The organism is Cohnella endophytica (assembly GCF_003628305.1).
Taxonomy (GTDB): Bacteria; Bacillota; Bacilli; order Paenibacillales; family Paenibacillaceae; genus Cohnella; species Cohnella endophytica.
On sequence record NZ_RBZM01000008.1, the window covers coordinates 421,520 to 443,873 of the forward strand.

General features: G+C 55.2%; 22 protein-coding genes. 10 read left to right on the top strand and 12 right to left on the bottom strand.

The window, feature by feature from the left end; genetic code table 11:
• Window positions 1-138: 138 nt before the first annotated feature.
• Window positions 139-816, top strand: a complete 678-nt coding sequence (locus D7Z26_RS20035) for a PsbP-related protein (protein ID WP_120978784.1) — start codon at window positions 139-141, stop codon at window positions 814-816.
• 188 nt (window positions 817-1,004) lie between these two features.
• On the top strand, window positions 1,005-1,805 hold the full coding sequence (locus D7Z26_RS20040; RefSeq protein ID WP_120978785.1) for a tyrosinase family protein: 801 nt from the start codon (window positions 1,005-1,007) through the stop codon (window positions 1,803-1,805).
• On the opposite strand, the gene D7Z26_RS20045 is transcribed toward D7Z26_RS20040, so the two are convergent.
• Both D7Z26_RS20045 and mscL read right to left on the bottom strand, forming a co-directional pair.
• A complete protein-coding gene (locus D7Z26_RS20045) occupies window positions 1,792-2,427 on the bottom strand; it encodes an NUDIX hydrolase (RefSeq protein WP_120978786.1) in 636 nt (211 codons plus the stop codon). The two genes, D7Z26_RS20040 and D7Z26_RS20045, sit on opposite strands and share 14 nt — an antisense overlap.
• Window positions 2,428-2,436: 9 nt before the next feature.
• Window positions 2,437-2,958: a large conductance mechanosensitive channel protein MscL gene (gene mscL / locus D7Z26_RS20050; RefSeq protein ID WP_120978787.1), complete on the bottom strand. Its 522-nt coding sequence runs from the start codon at window positions 2,956-2,958 to the stop codon at window positions 2,437-2,439.
• Between the two features lie 108 nt (window positions 2,959-3,066).
• Between mscL and D7Z26_RS20055 the strand changes: the two genes are divergently transcribed.
• Window positions 3,067-4,833 (top strand): ATP-binding protein, encoded by a 1,767-nt coding sequence (locus D7Z26_RS20055; protein ID WP_120978788.1) that lies wholly within the window; start codon window positions 3,067-3,069, stop codon window positions 4,831-4,833.
• On the opposite strand, the gene D7Z26_RS20060 is transcribed toward D7Z26_RS20055, so the two are convergent.
• Entirely contained in the window at window positions 4,800-5,720 is a 921-nt protein-coding gene (locus D7Z26_RS20060) for a diacylglycerol/lipid kinase family protein (protein ID WP_233567066.1), read from the bottom strand. The two genes, D7Z26_RS20055 and D7Z26_RS20060, sit on opposite strands and share 34 nt — an antisense overlap.
• A gap of 154 nt (window positions 5,721-5,874) precedes the next feature.
• Here D7Z26_RS20060 and D7Z26_RS20065 point away from each other — a divergent pair, with 154 nt between their 5' ends.
• The 3 genes from D7Z26_RS20065 to D7Z26_RS20075 all read left to right on the top strand — a co-directional run bounded on the left by D7Z26_RS20065 (window position 5,875) and on the right by D7Z26_RS20075 (window position 9,172).
• Window positions 5,875-6,843, top strand: coding sequence for a 2-hydroxyacid dehydrogenase (locus D7Z26_RS20065; RefSeq protein WP_120978789.1), 969 nt, complete (start codon window positions 5,875-5,877; stop codon window positions 6,841-6,843).
• Between the two features lie 185 nt (window positions 6,844-7,028).
• Window positions 7,029-8,132, top strand: a complete 1,104-nt coding sequence (locus D7Z26_RS20070; RefSeq protein WP_120978790.1) for a DNA alkylation repair protein — start codon at window positions 7,029-7,031, stop codon at window positions 8,130-8,132.
• Window positions 8,129-9,172, top strand: coding sequence for an FUSC family protein (locus D7Z26_RS20075; protein ID WP_120978791.1), 1,044 nt, complete (start codon window positions 8,129-8,131; stop codon window positions 9,170-9,172). Before D7Z26_RS20070 ends, D7Z26_RS20075 begins: the two co-directional genes overlap by 4 nt.
• An 867-nt stretch (window positions 9,173-10,039) precedes the next feature.
• Here the strand turns inward: D7Z26_RS20075 and D7Z26_RS20080 are convergent.
• The 7 genes from D7Z26_RS20080 to D7Z26_RS28165 form a co-directional block, all read right to left on the bottom strand.
• On the bottom strand, window positions 10,040-10,324 hold the full coding sequence (locus tag D7Z26_RS20080; protein WP_120978792.1) for a transposase: 285 nt from the start codon (window positions 10,322-10,324) through the stop codon (window positions 10,040-10,042).
• Between the two features lie 13 nt (window positions 10,325-10,337).
• Window positions 10,338-10,481 carry a hypothetical protein gene (locus D7Z26_RS27540; protein WP_199731743.1) on the bottom strand — a complete coding sequence of 48 codons (144 nt, stop codon included), beginning with the start codon at window positions 10,479-10,481 and terminating at the stop codon, window positions 10,338-10,340.
• Between the two features lie 209 nt (window positions 10,482-10,690).
• Entirely contained in the window at window positions 10,691-11,320 is a 630-nt protein-coding gene (locus tag D7Z26_RS20085) for a TVP38/TMEM64 family protein (protein WP_120978793.1), read from the bottom strand.
• Between the two features lie 54 nt (window positions 11,321-11,374).
• On the bottom strand, window positions 11,375-12,589 hold the full coding sequence (locus D7Z26_RS20090; RefSeq protein ID WP_120978794.1) for an MFS transporter: 1,215 nt from the start codon (window positions 12,587-12,589) through the stop codon (window positions 11,375-11,377).
• Window positions 12,590-12,622: 33 nt separating this feature from the next.
• A complete protein-coding gene (locus D7Z26_RS20095) occupies window positions 12,623-13,795 on the bottom strand; it encodes an MGDG synthase family glycosyltransferase (RefSeq protein ID WP_120978795.1) in 1,173 nt (390 codons plus the stop codon).
• Between the two features lie 106 nt (window positions 13,796-13,901).
• The gene (gene ilvA, locus D7Z26_RS20100; RefSeq protein WP_120978796.1) at window positions 13,902-15,167 is read right to left on the bottom strand and encodes a threonine ammonia-lyase IlvA; all 1,266 of its coding nucleotides are present in this window, start codon (window positions 15,165-15,167) and stop codon (window positions 13,902-13,904) included.
• Between the two features lie 128 nt (window positions 15,168-15,295).
• Window positions 15,296-15,481, bottom strand: a complete 186-nt coding sequence (locus D7Z26_RS28165) for a hypothetical protein (protein ID WP_120978797.1) — start codon at window positions 15,479-15,481, stop codon at window positions 15,296-15,298.
• Between the two features lie 85 nt (window positions 15,482-15,566).
• Here D7Z26_RS28165 and D7Z26_RS20110 point away from each other — a divergent pair, with 85 nt between their 5' ends.
• The gene (locus tag D7Z26_RS20110; protein WP_120978798.1) at window positions 15,567-16,136 is read left to right on the top strand and encodes a hypothetical protein; all 570 of its coding nucleotides are present in this window, start codon (window positions 15,567-15,569) and stop codon (window positions 16,134-16,136) included.
• A 171-nt stretch (window positions 16,137-16,307) separates the two neighbouring features.
• Window positions 16,308-17,510 carry a stalk domain-containing protein gene (locus D7Z26_RS20115; RefSeq protein ID WP_120978799.1) on the top strand — a complete coding sequence of 401 codons (1,203 nt, stop codon included), beginning with the start codon at window positions 16,308-16,310 and terminating at the stop codon, window positions 17,508-17,510.
• 123 nt (window positions 17,511-17,633) lie between these two features.
• Here the strand turns inward: D7Z26_RS20115 and D7Z26_RS20120 are convergent, their stop codons facing one another.
• Both D7Z26_RS20120 and D7Z26_RS20125 read right to left on the bottom strand, forming a co-directional pair.
• Window positions 17,634-18,647, bottom strand: a complete 1,014-nt coding sequence (locus tag D7Z26_RS20120) for an electron transfer flavoprotein subunit alpha/FixB family protein (RefSeq protein WP_120978854.1) — start codon at window positions 18,645-18,647, stop codon at window positions 17,634-17,636.
• Window positions 18,648-18,735: 88 nt separating this feature from the next.
• Window positions 18,736-19,524: an electron transfer flavoprotein subunit beta/FixA family protein gene (locus tag D7Z26_RS20125; protein ID WP_120978800.1), complete on the bottom strand. Its 789-nt coding sequence runs from the start codon at window positions 19,522-19,524 to the stop codon at window positions 18,736-18,738.
• On the opposite strand from D7Z26_RS20125, the gene D7Z26_RS20130 reads away from it, so the two are divergent.
• Both D7Z26_RS20130 and D7Z26_RS20135 read left to right on the top strand, forming a co-directional pair.
• Complete coding sequence (locus D7Z26_RS20130) at window positions 19,502-20,131, top strand: hypothetical protein (RefSeq protein ID WP_147423877.1); 630 nt, start codon at window positions 19,502-19,504, stop codon at window positions 20,129-20,131. The two genes, D7Z26_RS20125 and D7Z26_RS20130, sit on opposite strands and share 23 nt — an antisense overlap.
• A 173-nt stretch (window positions 20,132-20,304) precedes the next feature.
• Window positions 20,305-22,344, top strand: coding sequence for a (Fe-S)-binding protein (locus D7Z26_RS20135; RefSeq protein ID WP_120978802.1), 2,040 nt, complete (start codon window positions 20,305-20,307; stop codon window positions 22,342-22,344).
• Window positions 22,345-22,354 lie beyond the last annotated feature (10 nt).

Consider the following 22,354-nt stretch of genomic DNA (forward strand, 5'->3'; position numbering starts at 1 on the left):
GGCAATAGGAATGGAAACCTAAATCTGCGAATATTTTGGCGAAAATATTTACTAAATGGTGGAATTCTTGTATATTTGTCGAGGAGCGGCAAGCGTTGGAAAAAAATACTATAGTCGCTTACTAGGGGGATAAGAGAAATGAAAAAGAAACCATCGAATCAATTGTTGAGAACATCGATCGCGTTAGCGGTGCTGGCGCTTGCGCTGAGCGCGTGCGGCGGATCGAAAGACGGCAAGAACGAGGCGTCTCCGTCAGCGTCCTCGGCTAGCCCGTCGGCTTCCGCAAGTCCTTCGGAATCGCCGTCTGAATCGCCATCTCCGTCCGCGGAAGCAAGCGCTCCGGCATCCGACGTCCTCGCGGGTTTTAAGCTGTTCGAAGATAAATCAAACGGAACAAGCATTCAATACCCGGAAGATTGGAAGCTTGTCGAGAATGCCGGAGGAGCTATTGCCGCATTCTTGGCTCCAGCCGAAGGGGATAACGATAAATTCCAAGAGAACGTGAATATTATCGTTCAAGATTTGCAGGGACAGGACATCACGTTGGAGCAGTACGCGCAGATTTCCAAGGATCAAATCAACCAATTAATAACGGATGCGAAGATCGTTTCCGGCGAAACCTTCAAAGCGGATGACGGAACGGAATTCTATAGCTTGATCTACAACGGGAAACAAGGCGAGTACACGCTAACCTGGCAACAAGTATTCGCGATTGCGAACGGTAAAGCTTACATTATGACTTATACTGCCGAACCGGATAGCTTCGATAAATACGTCGATACCGTTGGTCAAATGGCGGATACATGGATATTCTAAGGCTAATTCGCATAAGAGGGATGTAAATTGAACGCGGTCCTTTACAGGACCGCGTTTTTCATATGGAAGGATTCTATGCGGCGTCGGGGATTTATCAATGCAAGGTTTCCCATCTTTAGGCTGCTGCATATTCTAGTGGCAACCGCACTGCCGGCTTCGGCCGGCAGGTCAGAGGGGGAGAACCCGCAATGTCATTCATTCCGAATTTTCCGCCGGACTTGCTCGAAGAGCACAAAAGATGGCACCATGCCCGCCATAACGTAGATATTAACAATCCTCCAATCGGTTACGGGCAGGAGTTTCTTCGCTTTCACCGCGATTACATCTCCAGAGCGTTGGCTTGGTACAACCAGAGCGGAAACGATCCCCGCCTAGTGGAGCCTTGGGCGTCCGTCCCTGAGGCAATCCGCAGAGCCCCTTGTTACAATCAAGCGGCGGAAGCGCGTGTCATATCCCAACCCGAATCCTTCGCCACTTCGGATGAGCTAGGAAGATTCATCGAATCCTCGAACCTTCATGCCTGCATCCACCAAACGTCGGCTCAGTTGTACGCGGACCCGGACATTAACGACTTCGACGTCGCTCCCCACGATACGGTGTTCTATAACATTCATGGTCTGATAGATCGTTGGTATCGAAACTGGGAGGGGCTAGGCCGGTTTAGCGAAGGGCGTTCCTACTGGTGTGGGACGTTCGAGGTGGAAGACGATGAGGTACTAACTTACAGCCCGATAGATCGGAAATGGCAGTTGGGACGTCAGAACGGCATACAAAACTGGAGAGTCGTCGGGGACAGCGGGACTTACGGTGCGATGGACGACGGTCGCTTGTTCCGAATATGGGATTCGGACGCGGACGGCAAGCTCGAGGTTCTATTCCTCCAACCCGATACGGGGATTTGGTATGAAGGAAAAATAAAAGACGGACAGCTGCGCTGGCAGCCTATCCGCCTTCAACCGCTTATGGAAGACAAATTCAATCTTCCCTAACCAAGCCCATCAAAAAACCGAACACGGAAACGTAATAACCATAGTCCCTCTCGACGAACGAGTTGCGCTCTACGACCTTTTCCGCGGGTTGGAGAGTACCTTGACGCAACTCGATTCCGGTCGCGTTCAGTTTGTCCAACCGTTCCTCCATGAGCGCGATCAGTTCCTCCGCGTCCGCTTCGTACAAGCCGGCCACTTCCTCTTCTTGCAAACGGAAGTCCGTCCAGCCCAACTCCGTGACGAGGCCGTACACATGGCTGACTTCGGCATCGATAAAGTCGACCCCTCCGACGACTCCCGCTAAGTATTCCTTAACGAGACCGTACTCCGCTAATTGCTCGAAGCCGACCCGGACGCCGAGCTCCTCTTCCAGCTCGCGCAGAACGGCGTTCGGAGTTTCTCCGGCTTCCAGATGGCCGGCCGCCGTAATATCGAAGCAGCTCGGATTCGTATCCTTTCCTTCGGAACGCTGCTGGAAGAGAACCTTCGCGCGGCCGTCTACCTTACGGACAAGCCAGCAATGAACGGTATGGTGCCACAAGCCCTTCGCATGAACCTCGCTCCGCTCCGCGATTCCCGTCCAATTTCCCTTTTCGTCATAGACGTCGAACATTTCGGCCATTCGTTTCGATCAACCTTTCGCGTTGGAGGCTTGTCCGATGGGTTCTACTTCGGAAGTGCAGTGGGAGCAACGGGAAGCGGCCAACGGTATCGAAGACAAGCAATAAGGGCATTCCCGGGTCGTCGGTGCCGCCGGTGCCGGAGTTTCTTCCGCTTTTTTGCGGCTGAGCCGATTAAGCACCTTAACCAACATGAATACGCAGAATGCCACCAGCAAGAAGTCGATCAGAATGCTGATAAACTGTCCGTATGCAATGACCGCGGCTCCAGCCGATCTTGCCGCTTCCAAAGATTCCGGCTTCACCATGATGCCATCCGTGCCTTTAACCAGTTTCCCCGGATCCAAGTTCCAATACAAGTCTTTGAAATCTACGTTGCCCAGCAGCTTGCCGATCGGCGGCATGACGATATCGTTCACGATCGAGGTGACGATCTTGCCGAAAGCTCCTCCGATGATGACCCCGACGGCCAGATCCACGACGTTGCCGCGCATGGCAAAAGTTTTGAATTCTTGAAGAGTAGATCTAAACATGCATATAACCTCCATTTATTGGATGTAAGTTAGAAAAGGAATTTGCTGGTATTCGTCGAATCTAATACCAATAAGAAATAAGATGTCAGTTTCTGCGAGGGATAAATTATGAACGGTAACATGGTAGCCACCTGGCATAACTTCTTCTTGCTGCTGGCACTATTAATCAGCATACTCGCATCATATACCATGTTCAACTTCATCGGCAATCTTAAGAGGACGAACGGGACCTTTCGACAGTTCTGGCTGACGGGCGGAGCGTTCGTGTTCGGAGTCGGTTTGTGGGCGAAACACTTCGTTATGATGCTAGCTAATAACATTCCCCTTAACTTTACCTGGATCATGCCGGTTGCGCTTATGTTCATCATTTTTTTCTCGCTGATGGCCTTCGTTATGTTGAGCTTGCACGGGATATTCAAGTATAGACTGTTGTTTGGCAGCTCGATCTTGGCTTTCGGCATAGCGATCATGAACTTCTTCAGCATTCTAGGTCCGAAAATGGACATTCTCAGTATCAACATGGGTCTCTTGATCGTATCTTTGGTCGTGTTGTTCGTCGGGACATTCTTTTCTTTCATCTTATCGGAGAGCGGGTACGAGCACAGAAAACTCGTATCGAGCATGTTGCTAGGATCAACTACGGTCGCGATGCAATTAATCGGCCGGCGCGCGCTGCATATCGAATATTCGGACACGACGTTCGTCACTTGGGACAGTCTCAGCCACGATATTAACGTGCTCGGACTTATCATCGCGATCGGGGCTTTGCTCATCCTGATGTCTACGCTTGTGACCTGGTATATCGATAAACATTTGAATCAGATGGATGAACGCTACCGGCTTCTCGTGGAAAATTCCCTCGATACGATCGCGATTCTGAAGGGCGACCGTTGGGGATTCGTAAACGCTGCAGGACTGCGGATGTTCGAGGCGGAGACGGCGAGCGAATTAATCGGCAAGTCGATCTATAACATCATGCCCGACAAGGATCGCGGCGCGGTCAAGGAAAGGCTTCACAATCTCGTGTTCGCGGGTAGCGGCAAGCCGATCGAGCAAGAATGGTCCACGTTAAAAGGAAAGATCCTGTACACGGAAATCGTAGAAACGATGACGACCCTGGACAACGAACCGGCGGTACAAGTTATTATTCGCGATATTTCGGAGCGCAAGAAAAACGAAGAGCTGCTGATCAATTCGGAAAAATTGTACGTGGCGGGGCAATTGGCCGCGGGAATCGCGCACGAAATCCGTAATCCGCTGACGTCCCTGAAGGGCTTCTTGCAACTGATCGCCTCGGGACGGAAAAATAATAACAGCTACTACGATATCATGAACGCGGAGCTCGATCGAATCGAAGACATCGTGAGCGAATTGTTGATGCTGTCCAAGCCGCAAGTCTACGAGCTTACGTATCAGGATATGCGGGTCATGATGAGAGATACGGTTACGCTCCTGGAGACGCAGGCTATTCTGCACAATATCGCGATCGAAGCGGAGTACGGCACGGATCCTCTATGGATATACGGCGTGGAAAATCAAGTCAAGCAAGTGTTCATCAACGTGATCAAGAACGCGATCGAAGCGATGACCGACGGAGGGGCGATCAGCATCAAGTTGTCTCGCGAGAGCGACGGGGTATTCGTGCGAATTCGCGACGAGGGACCCGGCATCGACGAAGAACAGCTGGCCAAGATCGGCCAGCCGTTCTATACGACGAAGGAGAAGGGCACCGGCCTCGGGCTCATGGTCAGCTACAAAATCGTCGACAACCATCAAGGGAAAATCGTGGTCATGAGCGAGCTCGGCAAAGGAACTTCATTCGAGATTATGCTGCCGTTCCGTTATCCGGAGGCGGCGATCAGGAAGTCTAGCTGACGAGGGCGAATAACGGCCGATATAGGGGTTTCCCCGGACGGCTCCCCGTCCCCGTATGCCAACATAGACATCGATGCTCCGATTGACACGGAAGTTCCCGTCAATATCGTGACGTATCGATGTTTTTTTACGTGGGATCCCGTGAGTAAAGTCGGAAAAATCATCAATATCCGAGCAACGCCGCAGCTGTGCACGACGCAAACGTGAAGCTTTCCGTCATCCGGAAGCGCTTGCGGGCATATTCGCAAGCCGCCGCCGTAACTCGCCGAGTTGGAGATGACCGACAGCCAACCTTGCGCGAATTCGTGTTTCGTCCCATCTATCGTAACGCTAAGAGAACGCGGCTTGTACCGGGCAAGAGCTCGAAACAAGCCGATGACGTAAGCAAGCGAGCCGACTCCGAGCCTATTGCACCATTTCTTATAACGAGAGGCGTTTACGTCGGCGGCTACCGCTCCGTCCAGTCCGACGGCTACCGCGGTCAGCGTATGCTGCTTGACGCCTTTTTCCGTTACGGATTCAAGCAGGTCGCTTTTGCGGGTATGGCCGGCAAGTATAACCGCTAAAGCTTCGAGCGGATCGACCGGGATATTGAACGCTCTCGAAGTGTCGTTGCCGGAGCCGGAGGGGATGATTCCATAAGGTATTCCGGACGAGGCGATCAACGGGAGCAAACCGTGCAAGGTGCCGTCGCCGCCAATAACCGCAACCGCTTTCAATTTTCCGCGTGCCATCCGTTCCCCGACCTGAGAAAGAGCCTCCGATTCCGAAGTCGTAACGATTTTATCGTACTCCGTTCCCAGACTGCGAAGCCGTGTTTCCACCTTTGCCCAAATCCTTTTGCCGCGGCCGTTGCCGGAATTCTCGTTGACGACGAACAGAATCAAGCCTTCCAGGCCTCCTTGAAGTGATGTGCGTGTGATTCTCATTATACGGGGAGGGGTAGGATTCGGGAAGAGCCGGCTTAAGCCGACCAAGTCTCAGACTGGGACAAAGAAGCCATTAGCGGGTAATTCATGGTGTCGAAAAGGAGGGATAGCGATGTCTGTTAATGCTAGCAAAGTCGTCGTGATCACGGCTCAGGGAAGAAGTACGTTCAGCGAAGAACAAGCATCGAGCTTGGAAGCCCATGTAGACGTCAGCTTCGGCGCGGCAATGGGACGGTTATCGGAGGACGAGATCGTTGCAAGATTAGGCGACGCCGATTATGCGGGATTGACTCCCCGTTCCGTCCCGGTCATTAAGGAAAGCTGGGTAGGGAGACTGCCGCGGCTAAAAGGAATCGCGGTATTCGCGACCGGAGCGGATTCCGTCGATACGGAATATTTGCGTAAACGGGGGATCAAGCTTAGCCGTCTTCCCGTTTATTCGACGGATTCGGTTGCAGAGCATACGATAGGTTTACTACTCGCGATGTCGAGAAAAATTCACCTTAGCCAGGACCGCGTTCGCGGAAGGGTTCCTTCCGAGAAGTCCGTGCTCGGATGGGAACTTCGCGGACGGACGATCGGGATTATCGGATTAGGGAGGATCGGCAGTAGGGTCGCGGAGCTTGCCAGTGCTTTCGGCATGCGCGTGCTGGGCTACGATCCTTATAGGCAATCGGAGAGAGCAGCACTTGTCAGCTTGGATGAGCTGCTGTTTTCCTCTGACGTCGTCAGCTTGCATTATCCGGCGCAATGGCGCGGCGTGGCTGCTTTCGGCCGGGAGGAGCTTGCCCGGATGAAACCGGGCGCGACGTTGCTGAACGTCTCCCGTTGCGCGCTCGTAGACCCATTGTCGGTCGTGGATGCGATCGATGCGGGGACGTTGAAGGGATATGCGTTGGACGATATTTTCCCGATCGGCAACGCGGATGAACGTGCGCTTCGCCAGATCGCGGAGGGACAAATTCTGCAGACCGGTCATACAGCTTGGTACTCCGAAGAAGTCATCGAACGCGGCTACGATTGTTGGATCGACAATCTGATCGGAATGGCAACCGGTAATTTTCGAAATCCTTCCCCCTAAGGGAAGGAACGTATCGAATGCTTAACGGCCGCGGCGTTGGGGCAGCATGGAAGGGCGAACTTGTCGGCTTATTTGTGCGTATGGATGGGAAGAATCCGTTCTCTAATGGTATAATGGATGGACTTTGAAGGTTGCGCGGGGACGAAGATAAGCTTCGTTCGTTATCGCAATAGGAGGAATTCAACATGGCGGAGCCGCTCAAGGCGATGTATAACGAGCCATTCTTAAGAGCGTTCGCGACGATAGTCAGGAAAGCCTATCCGGCGTTCGACGGAGAGGCTTTCGTTCGGTTCGCGCTCGGGCCGGGATGGGACGAGTTGGAGCTCAAGGGCAGGATGCGTAGAATCACGGAAAGCTTGCGGGCTGCGCTGCCTGCCGAATACGAGAGCGCATTAGACATATTAGAGGCCGTAGCGGACGAATGCCGGGGGTTTCCTTACTTGTTTTTCCCGGATTTCGTCGAGGTTTACGGCAAATCTCAATGGGAGCGTTCGATCGGGGCCCTGGAGAAGTTTACGAAGTTATCTTCGGCGGAATTCGCCGTTCGTCCGTTCATTAAGCAAGATCAGGCCCGTATGATGGCGCAGATGGAGAATTGGGCTGTCCACCCGGACGAGCACGTGCGCAGATTGGCGAGCGAAGGCTGTCGGCCGCGACTGCCGTGGGCGGACGCACTACCGGCGTTGAAGCGGGATCCCGGTCCGATCTGGCCGATTCTGGAGCAATTGAAGGACGACCCGTCGGAGTATGTGCGTCGCAGCGTCGCGAACAATCTAAACGACATTTCCAAAGATCATCCCGATCTCGTGCTTTCGGTATCGCGGGATTGGTTCGGCGTTAGCGATCGGACGGACTGGATCGTTCGCCATGGCTGCAGGGGGTTGCTTCGCGCGGCTCAGCCGGAGGCGATGAGACTATTCGGAATCGTGCCGCAGCCCGCGATCGACGTTATTGAATGGTCCGTTACGCCGGACGAGCTCGCGATCGGAGAGTCGGTCGGGTTCAAATACGCGCTTCGATTACCCGAAGGGGAGCCGGTAAAGCTGCGGATCGAGATGGCGGTTACTTTCCCGCGGTCGACCGGCAAGGTTTATCGCAAGCTTTTCAAGCTAAGCGAGAAGGTCGTATCCGGAGGCACTCGATTGCAAGGCGGTCGAGACTTTTCCTTCGCGGACCTGTCCACGCGCCGTCATTATCCGGGCAGTCACTCCCTGGCCCTTGTCGTGAACGGAAAAGAGGTCGCTTCCGTTGACGTGAACCTGTTGGGCGGAAGGGGAAGTGAAGCATGACGATCGGAGCAAGGGTGCTGAAGACGGGACTCGCCGTGGCGATCGCTTTGTGGGTCGGCCAGCTCGTCGGCTTGGGTTCGCCGTTAATCGCGGCGATCGCGGCGATCTTCACGATTCAGCCTTCGATCTATCGCTCTTGGATGCAAATTCTGGAGCAAGTGCAGAGCAACGTGCTCGGCGCGATTATCGCGATCGGCGCCGTCTGGCTCATGGGTAATACGCCGATTCTCGTCGGTCTCGTCTGCATTGGCATTATTTTATTATGCATCCGTTTGAAAGCCGAGGATACGATCGCTTTGACCCTAGTTACCGCCGTCGTTATCATGGAGGCGCAAGGCCAAGGTTGGTCGCTCGCGCTCGACAGGCTGGCGGCGATCCTGACCGGAATGGTATCGGCGTTCGCCGTAAACGTAATCATCGCTCCGCCGCGGCACCGCAATCGTTTCTTGAAGCATGTGGAGGAAACCCAAACGCTGTTATCCCGTCTGCTCAGAACCGTCGTATCCAACGAGCTAAAGGAAAACGTCTATCGCGAAGAGCAAATTCGGCTTAGGAGCATGCTTCGCAAGCTGGACGAGTTTTACGACTTGTTCGCGGAGGAGCGGGTATGGAGAAAGCGGTCGAGGCTCAAGAGGAAGCGGCTGCTTATCGTCTACAAAGGAATGCTGTCCGCGTTGGAACGAGGGTATTCTTTGATCGAAGCCGTGGAGGAGCATTATTGGGCCGTATCGACGCCGAAGGCGTGGAACCAATTGATCGATCGTCAGATCGAAGTGCTTTGCGGTTATCACGAGCAGCTCCTGTGGAAATGGGAAGGTAAAATGAAGCCTGGCGCCTCATCTGCCGTGCCTCCCCCCGAAGCTTCCATTCTCCTGTCCGAAATGATCGAGGACCGACTGGGCGAAGATCCAACCTCCCGATCCCGGATTCTCGTCATTATGTCCTCCGTATTCTCCTACGAGGACCGGCTGAGACGATTGGATAAGCTGGTAGAGCATTGGATGTCGCGAGGCGGGGCGGAAGACGACGAAGACGAGTAAGTCGAGTAAGAGCAGGAAGGCCCGGTCGGCTATGATGCCGATTGGGCTTTTTTGGTTTAAGGGGAAGTTCTTGACTGCGTGCGTCGCGGTGGGCAGCAAGGCGAGTGTAGTTGGGTAAAGCCTGACTGCGTGCGTCGTGGTGGGTAGCAAGGCGAGCGTAGTTGGGTAAAACCTGACTGCGAGCGTCGCGGTGGGCAGCAAGGCGAGTGTAGTTGGGTAAAACCTGACTGCGAGCGTCGCGGTGGGCAGCAAGGCGAGTGTAGTTGGGTAAAGCCTGACTGCGTGCGTCGTGGTGGGTAGTAAGGCGAGTGTAGTTGGGTAAAACCTGACTGTGAGCGTCGCGGTGGGAAGAAAGGCGAATGTAGTTGGGTAAAGCCTGACTGCGAGCGTCGCGGTGGGCAGCAAGGCGAGCGTAGTTGGGTAAAACCTGACTGCGTGCGTCGCGGTGGGCAGAAAGGCGAGTGTAGTTAGGTGAAACCTGATTGCGTGCGTCACGGTGGGCAAAAAGGTGAGTGTAGTTGGGTAAAACCTGACTGCGTGTGCCATGGCAGACAGCAAGGCGAGTGTAGTTGGGTAAAACCTGACTGCGTGTGCCAGGGCAGGCAGCAAGGCGGGTGTAGTTGGGTAAAACCTGACTGCGTGCGTCGTGGTGGGCAGCAAGGAAAGTGTAGTTGGGTAAAACCTGACTGCGAGCGTTGCGGTGGGCAGAAAGGCGAGTGTAGTTGGGTAAAACCTGACTGCGTTCGTCGCGGTGGGCAGCAAGGTGACTGAAGTTGGGAAAATCTGACTGCGTTCGTCGAGGAAGGACCCCTTACAAAGAAATAAGCCGTCAGAGAGACTCTGACGGCCAACCTGCAATGAAGAATGTTATTTTTTCCCGCGGGCCATTTGGCGGCGAGGGTGGACAATCTTTCCCTGTTTGTCCGTATCGTTTTCCTTCGGGACGAGACGCGGATCGGTGCGACCCTCATGATGGTTGTCGAAGCTGAACTCCGAGAGCGTCCATTCCGTCTCTCCCAGCATCGGGTCGGCGGGAAAGGTTTCTCCGCGGTTTAGCTCCTCTTCGCGACCCCATTCGTTCGTATATACGCCGTCTACCTCGACTTTTTCGCCGGAAACCGGCTCCATCCGATCGTTGTTAGATTGGCTCATTGGGCACTCTCCCTCACAGTCCGTGTTTCGGTACGGCTGCCCTGTCGGCATCCGACTGAAGGTTGCTGGCGCGTTCTTTGCCTTCACCCGAGCGGTCTGCTTCGGATTGCGCCTTGCTGGCCTTCCTTTGGTTGTCGGAATGCGAATTCCGGGTCATGGCCATTCCTCCTTTGCGTTCGATTGCCCGCTTAGGGTGCCACGAGAGAGGAGGCGTTATGCTCCCGCGAATCGTCGTAACTCATTATCGCGTACTCACCACGAATCTTCCTAACTCGTTATCGCGTACTCACCACGAATCTTCCTAACTCGTTATCGCGTACGCACCACGAATCATCCTTGCTCATTATCGCTACTGTATCCGCGTTTCTAACTGTAGCGCGCCTCCAGCTTACGTCCGCCCATCCAGAGCAAGAACAAGAGGAATAGCGCCAATACGATTCTCCAAGGATGATCGATCATGGCTTGCAGGTCGTTCCCCAGGAAAGCCAGCGCGAAAATCATGACCGCCTTCCCCAGTATCATTGCCGTAAAATACGTATGAGTCGGGATCTTAGACAGTCCGGCGGTAACGTTGATCAGGATGGAGGGAGTAAACGGGAAACAAGACAACAGGAAAATAGGCGTGAACCCTTTCCGCTCGATATAACCGAATAGCTTCTCGATCTTCGGATATTTTTTGCGTAGCTGTTGTCCTCTGCGTGAAGCCAACTGACGGGCGATTAAGAAAACGACCATGGAACCTGCGCTGGCGCCGATCCAAGAATACAGGAAGCCCAACCACATTCCGTAAGCCAACGTATTTGCGACAACGAATACGACCAAGGGGAGAAACGGGAAGAGAGATTCAAGAAAAGGAAGAATAATGCCGGGAAGCGGGCCCAACTCGGAATATCGTTGGAGCAGCTCCTTAATTTGCTCGAGATTCAAGGTTTTGACGTACGCCAACCATTCCTTGAAGCTCCAAGCGGCGATACCAAGCAGATGAGCGTTTAACATTTGAACTGACTCCAATCGACCCTACCGGCGAGTAATGTGCGGCTTCATTCCATTTTACTTGGGCGTCGCATCGCCCTTGAAGAGCCGGAATGGGAAGAAAACGTAAAAGAAGCTGATAATAACGAACATAATGCCGGCAAGTCCGACTACGGAAGATTCGCTGAATCGCGTCGCGAGCAATCCTCCGATAATCGGGCCGATCATGCCGCCGATCCCTTCGACCGTCGAGAGCACGCCCCAACCCAAGCCCTGCTGGCCTGGCGGTACGAACGTAGCGAGCAACGCATTCCAAGCGGGCAACACGGCGGCATAGGAAATGCCGAGCAGGAATGCCCAGAAAAATGCGAGTCCGAGAGGCGGCTTTTGCGTGAGGGCGAACAACACGGCACCGAACGACAGGAAACCGGCAATAAGGAACCATTTTTTCCCAAACGAGTCGGAAAGCTTGCCCATCGGGATGAGCCCGGCGACCGTAAAGCCGCCGCCGATTAAGAGCAACATGGAGTAGTGAGTGGCGGTCATTCCAAGCCCGTTTACGGCGAAGCTGGGAAGAATCGGCAATAGCATGCCGGCTCCGAGCGTCTGCAGCACCATCCCCGGCAAGAGGAGGCGCATGTCCCGCAAGCGGCTGCCGAGAATTGCAAGCTGTTTGCGGAAAGGAACGACGTCGATATGGACGCTTCGAGCGCCGGAGATCAACAGGGATAGCAACCAAGCGGCGAGCGCGACGGCGGCCATGGTCCAATAAGTAAGCTCCAGGTTGATGTCGAGAAGGAGATTCGTAACGACCGGACCGCTACCGAGACCGACAAGCCATACCGTGTACAGAAAGCCCATCTGGGTGGCCCGCTTATCTTCCTTTATTCGCGTCAAGCATACGATCCAGATCGGCGAAATGCCGATTCCGTATATCGCCGCGGCCGTGATGAATATCCATGGTATATCCGCGAAATGAAGCGCGACGATTCCGATCAGCGAGAAAAGCAAGCCGACGCTTACGACGGTTCTGATCGACAGCCTGTCCAGCAAATATCCGATGGCCAACTTAAGAGCCGTGTCCGTCAAATAATGAGCCGTAATGGCCGCCCCGATCACGTCGAGATTGAGTCCGAGCGCCTTATCCCCGTAGATCGGCAGAAAGCTGATCAAGGCGGCGCCCCGTACGAATTCAACCAAATAAAGTATCGTTAAGTACAATAGCATGTCGGATTGGAAAAAAGATTTCGCGGTAGCCTTGCTCACAAGCAGCTCTCCTTTGACGATCTGCATCGAGAATCGATCCTCCGGAGGAGGGGCGATTACTCAGGTCGGGACTAGAACCGAATCCGATGGGGAGGCCGTTGCTACTGAAGCCTCTTCCATTATATGCAATTGGCGCTCAATATCCAAGGCGATGTTATCCGAGGCATTTTTCTTGGACAAAAATTTAAGCGCGTTTCGCATGGCTATTCTCCGTGAGGGAACTTGCAACAACTCCGCAACGGAGCGCGATAAGTGTTCGACACTTCGACAAATGACGGCAGCGCCTTTGCTTTCCAAGTAACGGGCGTTGCCGAGCTCCTGGCCCGGAACGGGACGATACAGGAGGATCGGCAATTGCGCGGCGATCGCTTCGGATAACGTTAACCCTCCGGGTTTCGTTACGATGCAAGAGGAGACGGCCATGAGTTCGTCGATACGCTCGACGAAACCAAGCGTTAGGACGGAAGGCTCGAACGAGAATATTTCCGATAGCTCGTCGTATAACGCGCGGTTGCGCCCGCAGACCACGATTACTTGTGCGCGGCATTTACCGGATAACGATCGGCACATTTCCGCGGTTTCGGAACACGGGACGTTCGGAGCGGCCATGATCAGCGCGATCGGGCGTTCCGGCGACAATCCGTACCGGGCGAAAATCGACTTCGCGTTCATTCCGTTCAAGAAAGTCGGACGTATCGGAATTCCGGTAGCGGCGATCCGGTCGGAATGAACTCCTAGCTTGCTCAATTGTACGCTTATATCTTCCGTCGCGACATAATATTTATCCACCTCGGGGTGCACCCATCGGCGGTGCAGGTCGAAATCCGTCACGACGTTGTACATAGGAATTGTATACCCGGATTTTCGGGCGATGAAAGGGAGGACGAGGGTGGGAAAAGTGTGGATGATGGCGTCGGGGCGTTCTTGTTCCATGAGCTTGCGCAGGGTAAGCGCGCCGAAGGAATGAAGCCAGTTCGCGAATAACGAGTCCGACTTCATCCCTTTCGTCGCGTCGTACACCCAGCCGTAGACTTGAGGAAGAAGGTTGTAGCTTTTGTTGTATACGAATCTGCTGACCTCGTTAAGGACGGGGTGGGATTCGGCTAACAGATCGATGAGTTTGACCTCCGTACGACCCAGACATTCGAAGCTTTGCCGAAGCGCCGTCGCCGCTTGCCAATGACCATCGCCGAAACGGGCATACAAGATGAATATTTTTTTCTTTTTCGCCATGCGCGCGCCCTCCCTATCCGTAAAAGGTTTCCGAAGAAACCTTGCTCCTTCACTGTAACTCCGCAGTGTAAAATAGGGATAAACGAAAGCTCGGCCGGCGTCAAAATCAGATCAACAGGTTAAACAATATCGGATCTTTGTTCAGCTCGATGAATTGGAACCCCTTCGCATTCATTCTTGCGACGAGGCTGCCGTAATCCTCGGGGCTCTTCAACTCGATACCGACAAGAGCCGGACCGTTTTCCTTGTTATGTTTTTTCGTATATTCGAATTGCACGATATCGTCGTTCGGACCGAGCACGTCATCCAGGAACTCGCGAAGAGCGCCGGCCCGTTGAGGAAAGTTGATCATAAAATAGTGCTTGAGTCCTTCGTAGATGAGCGAACGTTCCTTGATCTCCTGCATCCGGTCGATATCGTTGTTGCCCCCGCTAATGATGCATACGACATTCTTGCCGCGCAACGTCTCCGGATCGAAGGAGGACAGCGCCGCGACGGTTAACGCTCCGGCCGGCTCCGCGACGATCGCATGTTCGTTGTACAATTCGAGGATCGACGTGCAGACGCGGCCTTCCGGCACGGAAATGACGTCGTCCAGATGTCTGCGGCATAGCTCGTAGGTCAAGTCCCCGACCCGTTTTACAGCCGCGCCGTCGACGAATTTGTCGATCTCGGGAAGCGTTAGGACATAGCCGGCATCTAGAGCTTGGCGCATGGAAGTCGCGCCTTCCGGCTCTACTCCGATGATCCGGGTGTCGGGGCTTATCGCTTTAATATACGCGGAGACGCCCGCCGCCAAACCTCCGCCGCCGATCGTAACGAGCAGAAGGTCGATGGAAGGCGCGCCGCCCTCGATGATTTCTTTGCCGACGGTGGCGTTGCCGGCAACGATTCGCGCATCGTCGAACGGATGGACGAACGACAAGCCTTCTGCCGCGCTCGCCCGGACGGCTTCCGCATAAGCGTCGTCGAACGTATCCCCAATCAGGCGGATCTCGATCTTGTCGCCGCCGAAGAGCTTCACTTGATTGATTTTCTGCCTAGGCGTCGTTGCCGGCATATAGATGACTCCGCGAATGCTTAGCTTATTGCAGGAGTAAGCGACGCCTTGGGCATGGTTCCCCGCGCTGGCGCAGATGACGCCGTTCCGACGTTCGTCTTCGGGCAACGAAGAGATCAAATAATAAGCTCCGCGTATTTTGAACGAACGGACGAGTTGCAGATCCTCCCGTTTCAAATAGACGTTGCAGTCGAATTTTGCGGACAAAGCGCCGTTAAGCTGCAATGGAGTCGTCGTGACGACATCTTGAAGCACGCGATGGGCATTCAGAATATCGGCGAGGGAAACTAGCGGTTGTTGGGAATCTGACATGGGAAATCATCCTTTCCGGAATCGATGAAATGGGTATAAAAAAACCGCCCCTCAGAAGGGACGGATTGTGCTCCGCGGTACCACCCTCGTTCCCAATGCGCATTCGCGATCTAGCATCGAACGCAACGTTAGGCTCTCGTGCGCCGTATAATGGATACGGCGATCCCGTAACGGGGGAATCCGTCCGCGCCTACGGACAAGAAACTTTCGGCGCCGCTTCTCGGGGAGGATATCGTCTGGACTTCGGCCGTCGGCTCGCAGCGGATCGCCGACTCTCTGGTGACCGAAGGAACCGGGCAACGCGTTCCCGTCATGGAATGTAATACTTGTTATACGCTTCCCGCACGCCGAAGTCAATGGTTATCGTACTTAATCCCAATCTTCATGAAGGAGCTTGTAATGAAAAAATTATTGATCGGCTTGTTCGTCCTTATATTCGCGATTGCATTCGCATGCGTAGGATTTCTATACTATATCAAACCGGATCAACCTTTGGACTTGGCCTACAAAAAGGTTCCGCTTAAAGAACGCGCGCTAAGCATGGCGAAACGCGTCTCTACGGAAATGAAACTGACGGAAGAAGACGTGGCAAACCTGGCGATTAAATCTTTAGCCGACAACCCACAGGTAGAGAAGGATATCCGAGTAACCGGCGCTCGTTTCTCTTTGGAAGGCGACCTGCTGATCGCGGACTTGAACGTGGATTGGAAAGACCGTTTCGCCGCAGGGCTGCATCTCGTCTACCGGCTTCGCTGGGAAGATCCGAACGTGGTCGCTTCCATCGAGAGTGCGCATCTCAAAGGGATCAAGCTGCCCGTTTCCATGTTCTCGGACCGAATCATTCCGATCGGCGGCGAATTGCCGGATGTGCTCCGCATTTCCGGCATGAAATGGGAAGACGGCGGCGTTAATGTGCAGTTTAAGAAACCGTCGCCGAGCGATCTGCTGAAGTTGATAACGGGCGGTTAATGGTTATAGGGCGATAGAGTGCTGACGGCGTTTCGAAGTTGTTCTGGCGAGAAGTCGGGACTTATAGCTTAAATTAGATTAAAGCCTCCGAAGCATCTTGATTGTTGCGCCGAAAATGACTAGATTAATAGAACAGGCAAGTTACATATTATGGGAAGATGGTGCGTGTGAATGAAACGGGCATTAATTATTCTGTTTTCTTTCGTACTGGCTTTCTCTCTGGCAGGAACCGCTTCGGCGGCCTCGACCGCTGGCAAGTCAACCGGTCCCGCGGTTGTGGTCAAGCTGATTTTGAACGGCAAAGCTACCGATTTGGGTTCCACGGGGTTGTACGTCAGCAAAGGCAAAGCCTACGCGGAATACGGGGCGCTGTTTAAGTTGCTTGGATACGAGACGGAGTTCGACAATACGATGAAGGCGATCCACGCCGTCGCGGAGAGCGTCGAGATCTACGCGTCGGTCGATGGGGACGTTGCGTTCATGAACGACAAGACGGTCCCGAGCAAGGGCGAAGTCGTGCAATCGAACGGACATACGTATATCGGCATTCGTTTCGCAGGCGCTTTGACGAACCACAAGGTCGCTTGGAACGGTAAGACGAAGACGATCTCGCTCAGCTATCAAGGTCCTACGGACGAGCAGAAAGCGGCCGTGTACGAAGTGTTCAATAAAATGCTGCTAGTCGAAGCGGCAGGTGACATCGACGGCTTGCTCGGCTTGTTCTCCGATGACACGGAGCTGGATAAAGACGGGATTGTCGAGAACTGGAAGACTACGAAGACGAAGACGATCGTGGAAAACAAGGCTATCGAATCGTATTCCGATACGGAAGCAGTTGCCATAGTCGTCGAGAATACGAAGAAAGTTAGCGGAGCGTTTTTCCCGGACAATAAATCCCAAACCCGCTATACGCTGCATAAGGCGAAGGACGGATCGTGGAAAATATTCGATATTGAAGTGCTAGACTTGCAATATACGAACATTCCCGGACTGTTCGAGCAAGCAGCTTCGATCCCGGATGCCGAGAAGACGGCGATCGGGACCGTGTTCGCGGATCAGCTCAAAGCCGCAAATGCGAAAGACGTGGAAGCCTACATCGCCACGATGACCGATATCCCGGACAAGGATACGCTTAAGACGACATTGGCGCAGTTTTTCAAAAGCGCGTCGATGAAGGTAAGCGCCGACAAGTGGACGATCGTCGATTACAATGGCTCGGACAAAGCGACTTTGCTCGCTTCGACGATCAGCGAAGTAACCATCAACGGTCAAACGGCGAAGGTTCACAGCGTGGTGTTGAACGATGCCGTTAAGGCGGACGGTAAGTGGCTACTTAAAGCCGATGCGGCGATCCTGCTTAGCGAACAGCTGTAAAACAACGAAAAGAAAAGAGACGCTTTCTCGCCTGTTTGGGCGAAAAGGCGTCTCTTTTATCGTGGTATGCGAGTTGGGATGGGGGGATGGATTTACGGATCAGGAAAAACACCGGGAAAGGGCTTAATACTCGCCCGATAACTCCGCGATGAAAGCGGGTACGACCTCGAAGAGATCGCCGACGATTCCGTAGTCGGCGACGCCGAAGATCGGAGCTTCGGGGTCCTTGTTGATGGCGACGATAACCCTTGAGCGGCTCATGCCTGCCAGATGTTGCACGGCGCCGCTGATGCCGCAGGCGATGTAGAGGTCGGGGGTGACGGTTTTGCCGGTTTGCCCGATCTGGAGGGCATAGTCGCAATAACCCGCATCGCAGGCTCCGCGAGACGCGCCGACCGCACCGCCGAGCAGCGCCGCGAGCTCGGCGAGCGGGGCGAAGCCGGCGGCGCTCTTCACGCCGCGCCCGCCGGCGACGATGATCCGCGCCTCCGCCAAGTCGACCGTGCCGGAAGCCCGCCGGACGACGTCGCGAACGAAGATACGCGACGGAGGCGGGTCGAACGGCACGCGGCGGATCGGCGCGGCTGCCCCGGCAATAGGTTCCGCCGGGGCGAAGTTGTTCGGGCGCACGGTGACGATAGCCGTGTCGCCCGGCAAGAAAGCGCGCCGCTCGAGCGCTTTGCCCGCGTGCAGCGCGCGCGCCAGCTCGATGCGACCGTCGCCGCCCCGGGCGGCTGCGAGCGCATCGGACACTTGCCCCGCGCCCAGGCGAGCCGCCAGTCGCGGGGCAAGGTCGCGCCCAATCGCGGTGTGGCCAAGCCACCACCACCGCGCCTCGGGCGCCAACGCTTTCGCCGCCGCGAGCACGGCGGCGAGGTGCGTATCCGGCGCGTAGCGCCCGAGGACGGGGTGATCGATGGCGATCACCTCGTCCGGGGCGCGCCGCGCCAGCTGCTCCGCGGCGGCGGAAGCTTCCGCGCCGTCGCCGCAGAGCAACAGGACGGCGAGCTTGTCGCCGTCCGCCATGCAGCCCCGGGCAGCGGCGATCGCCTCCAGCGACACTTGCCGCAGCAGTCCATCGCGGCACTCCGCGACCACGACGTGTTGCTCCTGCCGCCGATTCGAACTTCCGTTCATTTCGCTATGTGGCATTTCCCTCGTCCCCGAACTCCCGCGCATCCCGTCAGGCTGACTTTCTTTCGCTAAGTAGTTGTCGCCCATCCTCTTAGCCCCTTCCCTTGAGCGCCTGCGCTTCGCCCCGAAGCAAGCCAAGCAGTTCCGCCGCTTGTTCTTTCGCCGTACCTGCCAGCTTTCGCCCCGCAGGTCTTGCCGGCGGCGTTTCGCAGCCGAGCCGCTCGGTCCGAGGAGAGGCTTCTTCGCCCGCGAGATCCACGCCGAGCAACTCCGGCGTCAGCTCGGTCAATGGCTTGCGCTTCGCCTTCATGATACCCGCGAGCGCGGGATATCTCGGTTCGTTCAGCCCCTGCTGGGCGGTGAGCATCGCCGGCAACGTCAGTTCCCAATCCTCGCTGTCGCCCTCCGCGTCGCGCGTGACAAGAAGCTTTCCGTCGTCCGTTAGCTCGCAAGCCACGACCGCTCCGGCATGAGGCCATCCAAGCAGCTCCGCCACGCGGATGGCTACTTGACCGGCTCCGTTGTCGACCGACATATGACCCGCCCAGGCGACCTCGAATCTCCTCTGCGAGATCGCCGAAGCGATTAGTTTGGCTGTTGCGTGCTCATCGACGGATCTCTCGTCGACGCGAATCAGCAGCGCCTCGTCGGCACCCATCGCGAGCGCCGTCCGAAGTGCCTCCGCCGCTCTGTCGGCGCCCGCGCCGATTACGGTTACCGTGCCTCCGAAAGACTCCTTCCACCTTAAAGCTTCCTCCAAGCCGTATTCATCGTAGGGATTGATCACTCTTTTCGCTTCCGTATCCTCAATCTCGCCGCCGCTCACGGTAACGGATTCGTCCGTGGCGACGACGGATTTGATCAGAACGGCGATATTCATGGCGGGTTCCTCCTTTGTAATCGCTCGGAAGCCACTAAATTACCTCGTGTTAGCCCATTTCGACGAAACAGGGTTCTGCGAAACCACTAATTACCTCGTGCTAGCCCGTTTCGACGAAACAAGGTTCTGCCAGACCACTAATTACCTCGTACTAGCCCAGTTCGACGATATAAGGTTCTGCGAAACCACTAATTGCCTCATACTAGCCCATTTCGACGAAACAGGGTTCTGCCAGACCACTAATTGCCTCATACTAGCCCATTTCGACGAAACAGGGTTCTGCAAGACCACTAATTACCTCGTACTAGCCCAGTTCGACGATATAAGGTTCTGCGAAACCACTAATTGCCTCATACTAGCCCATTTCGACGAAACAGGGTTCTGCCAGACCACTAATTACCTCGTACTAGCCCAGTTCGAAGATATAAGGTTCTGCGAGACCACTAATTCCCTCATACTAGCCCATTTCGACGAAACAGGGTTCTGCGAAACCACTAATTGCCTCGTACTAGCCCATTTCGACGAAATAAGGTTCTGCAAGACCACTAATTACCTCGTGCTAGCCCATTTCGACGATTCCGGGGATCAAAGGACGCCGCATTTTTGACGCGATCTTTTTTGCGGATGTGGGCATATGAAGGGTTGGCCGGCGAATAAATTTACGAGTATCAAGCCGATTTCAGTTTCTTATTCTCATCGTATGAGCCTGGCGCGCGGTTCAGAAGAACGCGGTTCGTTCCCATGAACGGGGAGCACCGGAACGGAAACGGGGGGAGGTCGATGAACGGGTGGATTGCCGCGGCCGTCATGCTGTGCGGAATCGGCGCTTTCGCTTGGATCGTCGCGGGCAAAGCGAAGCTTATCCTGCAGGGCGCGCCGGATAAGGAAATGAAATGGGAATGGCGTCGTCTCCGGGTCGCGGCCGGTCAGGCTTTCGGGCACCGTCGGCTGTTCCAGGATAAGCGAAGCGGGTTGATGCACCTTGTTTTGTTCTACGGATTTATCATGCTGCAGCTCGGCGCGCTCGAGATCGTATGGAAAGGGATGAGCGGTAAGCCGCTATCCTGGGCGGACAACGGGGCGTTCTCGTTGTTGCAGGAAGCGACGGTAGCGCTCGTGCTGCTGGCCGTCGTCTACGGGGCGCATAGAAGATATCTGGAAAAGCTTCCGCGATTGCCGAAAGGCTGGAAACCTCTGATCGTATTGCTATGGATTGCGGCGTTAATGGTTTCGGTCGTCTGTACGCTGGCGTTCGACAGAGTGAGGGAAGGGTTGCCTTCATCAGCCGCGGCGCCGCTTTCTTCCTTGCTGGCGCTTGTCTTTCCGGACGCATGGGCTAAGACCGGCTACGCCGTTTCGTGGTGGGCGCATCTGCTGTTACTGTTGGGCTTTCTCGTCTATGTTCCTCTCTCGAAGCATTTTCATATTTTTACGGCGCCGATCAATTGGCTCTTGCGTCCTATAGGCCCTCCGAGAATGTACCCGCTTGATCTGGAAAACGAGACGGCGGAGAAGTTCGGCATGAACGCGACAGAAGACTTGAACCGTAAAACGAGGCTGGACTTGTTCGCCTGCGTGGAGTGCGGGCGCTGCACGGACGTTTGTCCGGCGGCCAATACGGATAAAGGGCTGTCTCCGATGCATCTGATGACGAAGCTTCGGGATGCGCTGCAGAACACGGGCAAGTCGTTCGCTCCCGCGTCGCAAGCTCCTTTTCCCGTTTCCGCGGGAGGCATGGGCATCGAGGCTACGATGGCTTGGCAGAAAAACGGTTGGTCGAACTCTCGCAGCACGGAGCCGCCGGCTTTGATCGGAGAGGTCATTACCGAGCAGGAGCTATGGTCCTGCACGACTTGCCGCGCTTGCGAGGAACGCTGCCCCGTCGGCAATTTGCACCTGACGCCTTTGCTGGAGATGCGGCGTTATCTCGTGCTGACGGAAGGGAAGATGCCTTCGGAAGCGAAGCGCGCCCTTCAGAACATCGAAAGGCAGGGCAATCCGTGGGGGTTCCCCCGCAAAGACCGAACGGCGTGGATGGAACAATTCGCGGCCGAGACGGGCTGGCATATTCCCACTTTGCGAGATAACCCGCAGCCGGAGTGGCTCTGGTGGGTCGGGAGCATGGGTTCTTACGATACGAGGGCGAGGCAAGTCACTTTCGCTCTGGCGCGTTTGTTGCATGAAGCGGGCGTTTCGTTCGCGGTGCTCGGAACGGAGGAACGCAATTCCGGGGATGCGCCCCGCAGGCTCGGGGACGAGTTTCAGTTTCAAGAGCTGTGCCGGTCGAATATCGATACCTTTCGGAAACACGGCATTCGCAAAATCGTAACGGCCTGTCCGCACACTTATCATCTTTTTCGCAACGAGTACAAGGATTTCGGTTTCGAGGCCGACGTCCGGCATCATACGGAGCTGTTGGCGGAATTGCTGGCGGATCGCCGACTGGCTCCCGTGCACCCCGTTTCTCGCACGCTGACGTTCCACGATTCCTGTTACCTCGCGCGATATAACGGGGTGACCGATGCTCCGCGCGCCATTCTGTCGGCGATTCCGGGATTGGAGACGCGGGAGATGGAGCGTTCTGGCAAGCAAGGAATGTGCTGCGGAGCGGGCGGAGGGCGGATGTGGATGGAAGAACCGGGCAAAAGGGTGAACGAGGTGCGCACCGCCCAGGCTCTGGCGACCGGTGCCCAGTTGATCGGATCGGCGTGCCCGTACTGTTTGACGATGATGGAGGAGGGCTTGCGCAAGCACGGAGCGGAAGATTGGGCGGCGGCGAAGGACGTGGCGGAGCTGCTGGCGATGTCGGTATTTGGTTGAGCCCCTGGAA

What these genes read in the sequence shown, in the direction of transcription:
- D7Z26_RS20035 (WP_120978784.1), top strand. Translation starts at nt 139, where the DNA reads ATGAAAAAGAAACCATCGAATCAATTGTTGAGAACATCGATCGCGTTA.
- D7Z26_RS20080 (WP_120978792.1), bottom strand. Translation starts at nt 10,324, where the DNA reads ATGAGCCAATCTAACAACGATCGGATGGAGCCGGTTTCCGGCGAAAAA.
- mscL (WP_120978787.1), bottom strand. Translation starts at nt 2,958, where the DNA reads ATGTTTAGATCTACTCTTCAAGAATTCAAAACTTTTGCCATGCGCGGC.
- D7Z26_RS20135 (WP_120978802.1), top strand. Translation starts at nt 20,305, where the DNA reads ATGAACGGGTGGATTGCCGCGGCCGTCATGCTGTGCGGAATCGGCGCT.
- D7Z26_RS20090 (WP_120978794.1), bottom strand. Translation starts at nt 12,589, where the DNA reads ATGCAGATCGTCAAAGGAGAGCTGCTTGTGAGCAAGGCTACCGCGAAA.
- D7Z26_RS20045 (WP_120978786.1), bottom strand. Translation starts at nt 2,427, where the DNA reads ATGGCCGAAATGTTCGACGTCTATGACGAAAAGGGAAATTGGACGGGA.
- D7Z26_RS20040 (WP_120978785.1), top strand. Translation starts at nt 1,005, where the DNA reads ATGTCATTCATTCCGAATTTTCCGCCGGACTTGCTCGAAGAGCACAAA.
- D7Z26_RS20125 (WP_120978800.1), bottom strand. Translation starts at nt 19,524, where the DNA reads ATGAATATCGCCGTTCTGATCAAATCCGTCGTCGCCACGGACGAATCC.
- D7Z26_RS20110 (WP_120978798.1), top strand. Translation starts at nt 15,567, where the DNA reads ATGAAAAAATTATTGATCGGCTTGTTCGTCCTTATATTCGCGATTGCA.
- D7Z26_RS20055 (WP_120978788.1), top strand. Translation starts at nt 3,067, where the DNA reads ATGAACGGTAACATGGTAGCCACCTGGCATAACTTCTTCTTGCTGCTG.
- D7Z26_RS20095 (WP_120978795.1), bottom strand. Translation starts at nt 13,795, where the DNA reads ATGGCGAAAAAGAAAAAAATATTCATCTTGTATGCCCGTTTCGGCGAT.
- D7Z26_RS20070 (WP_120978790.1), top strand. Translation starts at nt 7,029, where the DNA reads ATGGCGGAGCCGCTCAAGGCGATGTATAACGAGCCATTCTTAAGAGCG.
- D7Z26_RS20085 (WP_120978793.1), bottom strand. Translation starts at nt 11,320, where the DNA reads ATGTTAAACGCTCATCTGCTTGGTATCGCCGCTTGGAGCTTCAAGGAA.
- D7Z26_RS20075 (WP_120978791.1), top strand. Translation starts at nt 8,129, where the DNA reads ATGACGATCGGAGCAAGGGTGCTGAAGACGGGACTCGCCGTGGCGATC.
- D7Z26_RS28165 (WP_120978797.1), bottom strand. Translation starts at nt 15,481, where the DNA reads ATGACGGGAACGCGTTGCCCGGTTCCTTCGGTCACCAGAGAGTCGGCG.
- ilvA (WP_120978796.1), bottom strand. Translation starts at nt 15,167, where the DNA reads ATGTCAGATTCCCAACAACCGCTAGTTTCCCTCGCCGATATTCTGAAT.
- D7Z26_RS20120 (WP_120978854.1), bottom strand. Translation starts at nt 18,647, where the DNA reads ATGAACGGAAGTTCGAATCGGCGGCAGGAGCAACACGTCGTGGTCGCG.
- D7Z26_RS20065 (WP_120978789.1), top strand. Translation starts at nt 5,875, where the DNA reads ATGTCTGTTAATGCTAGCAAAGTCGTCGTGATCACGGCTCAGGGAAGA.
- D7Z26_RS27540 (WP_199731743.1), bottom strand. Translation starts at nt 10,481, where the DNA reads ATGACCCGGAATTCGCATTCCGACAACCAAAGGAAGGCCAGCAAGGCG.
- D7Z26_RS20115 (WP_120978799.1), top strand. Translation starts at nt 16,308, where the DNA reads ATGAAACGGGCATTAATTATTCTGTTTTCTTTCGTACTGGCTTTCTCT.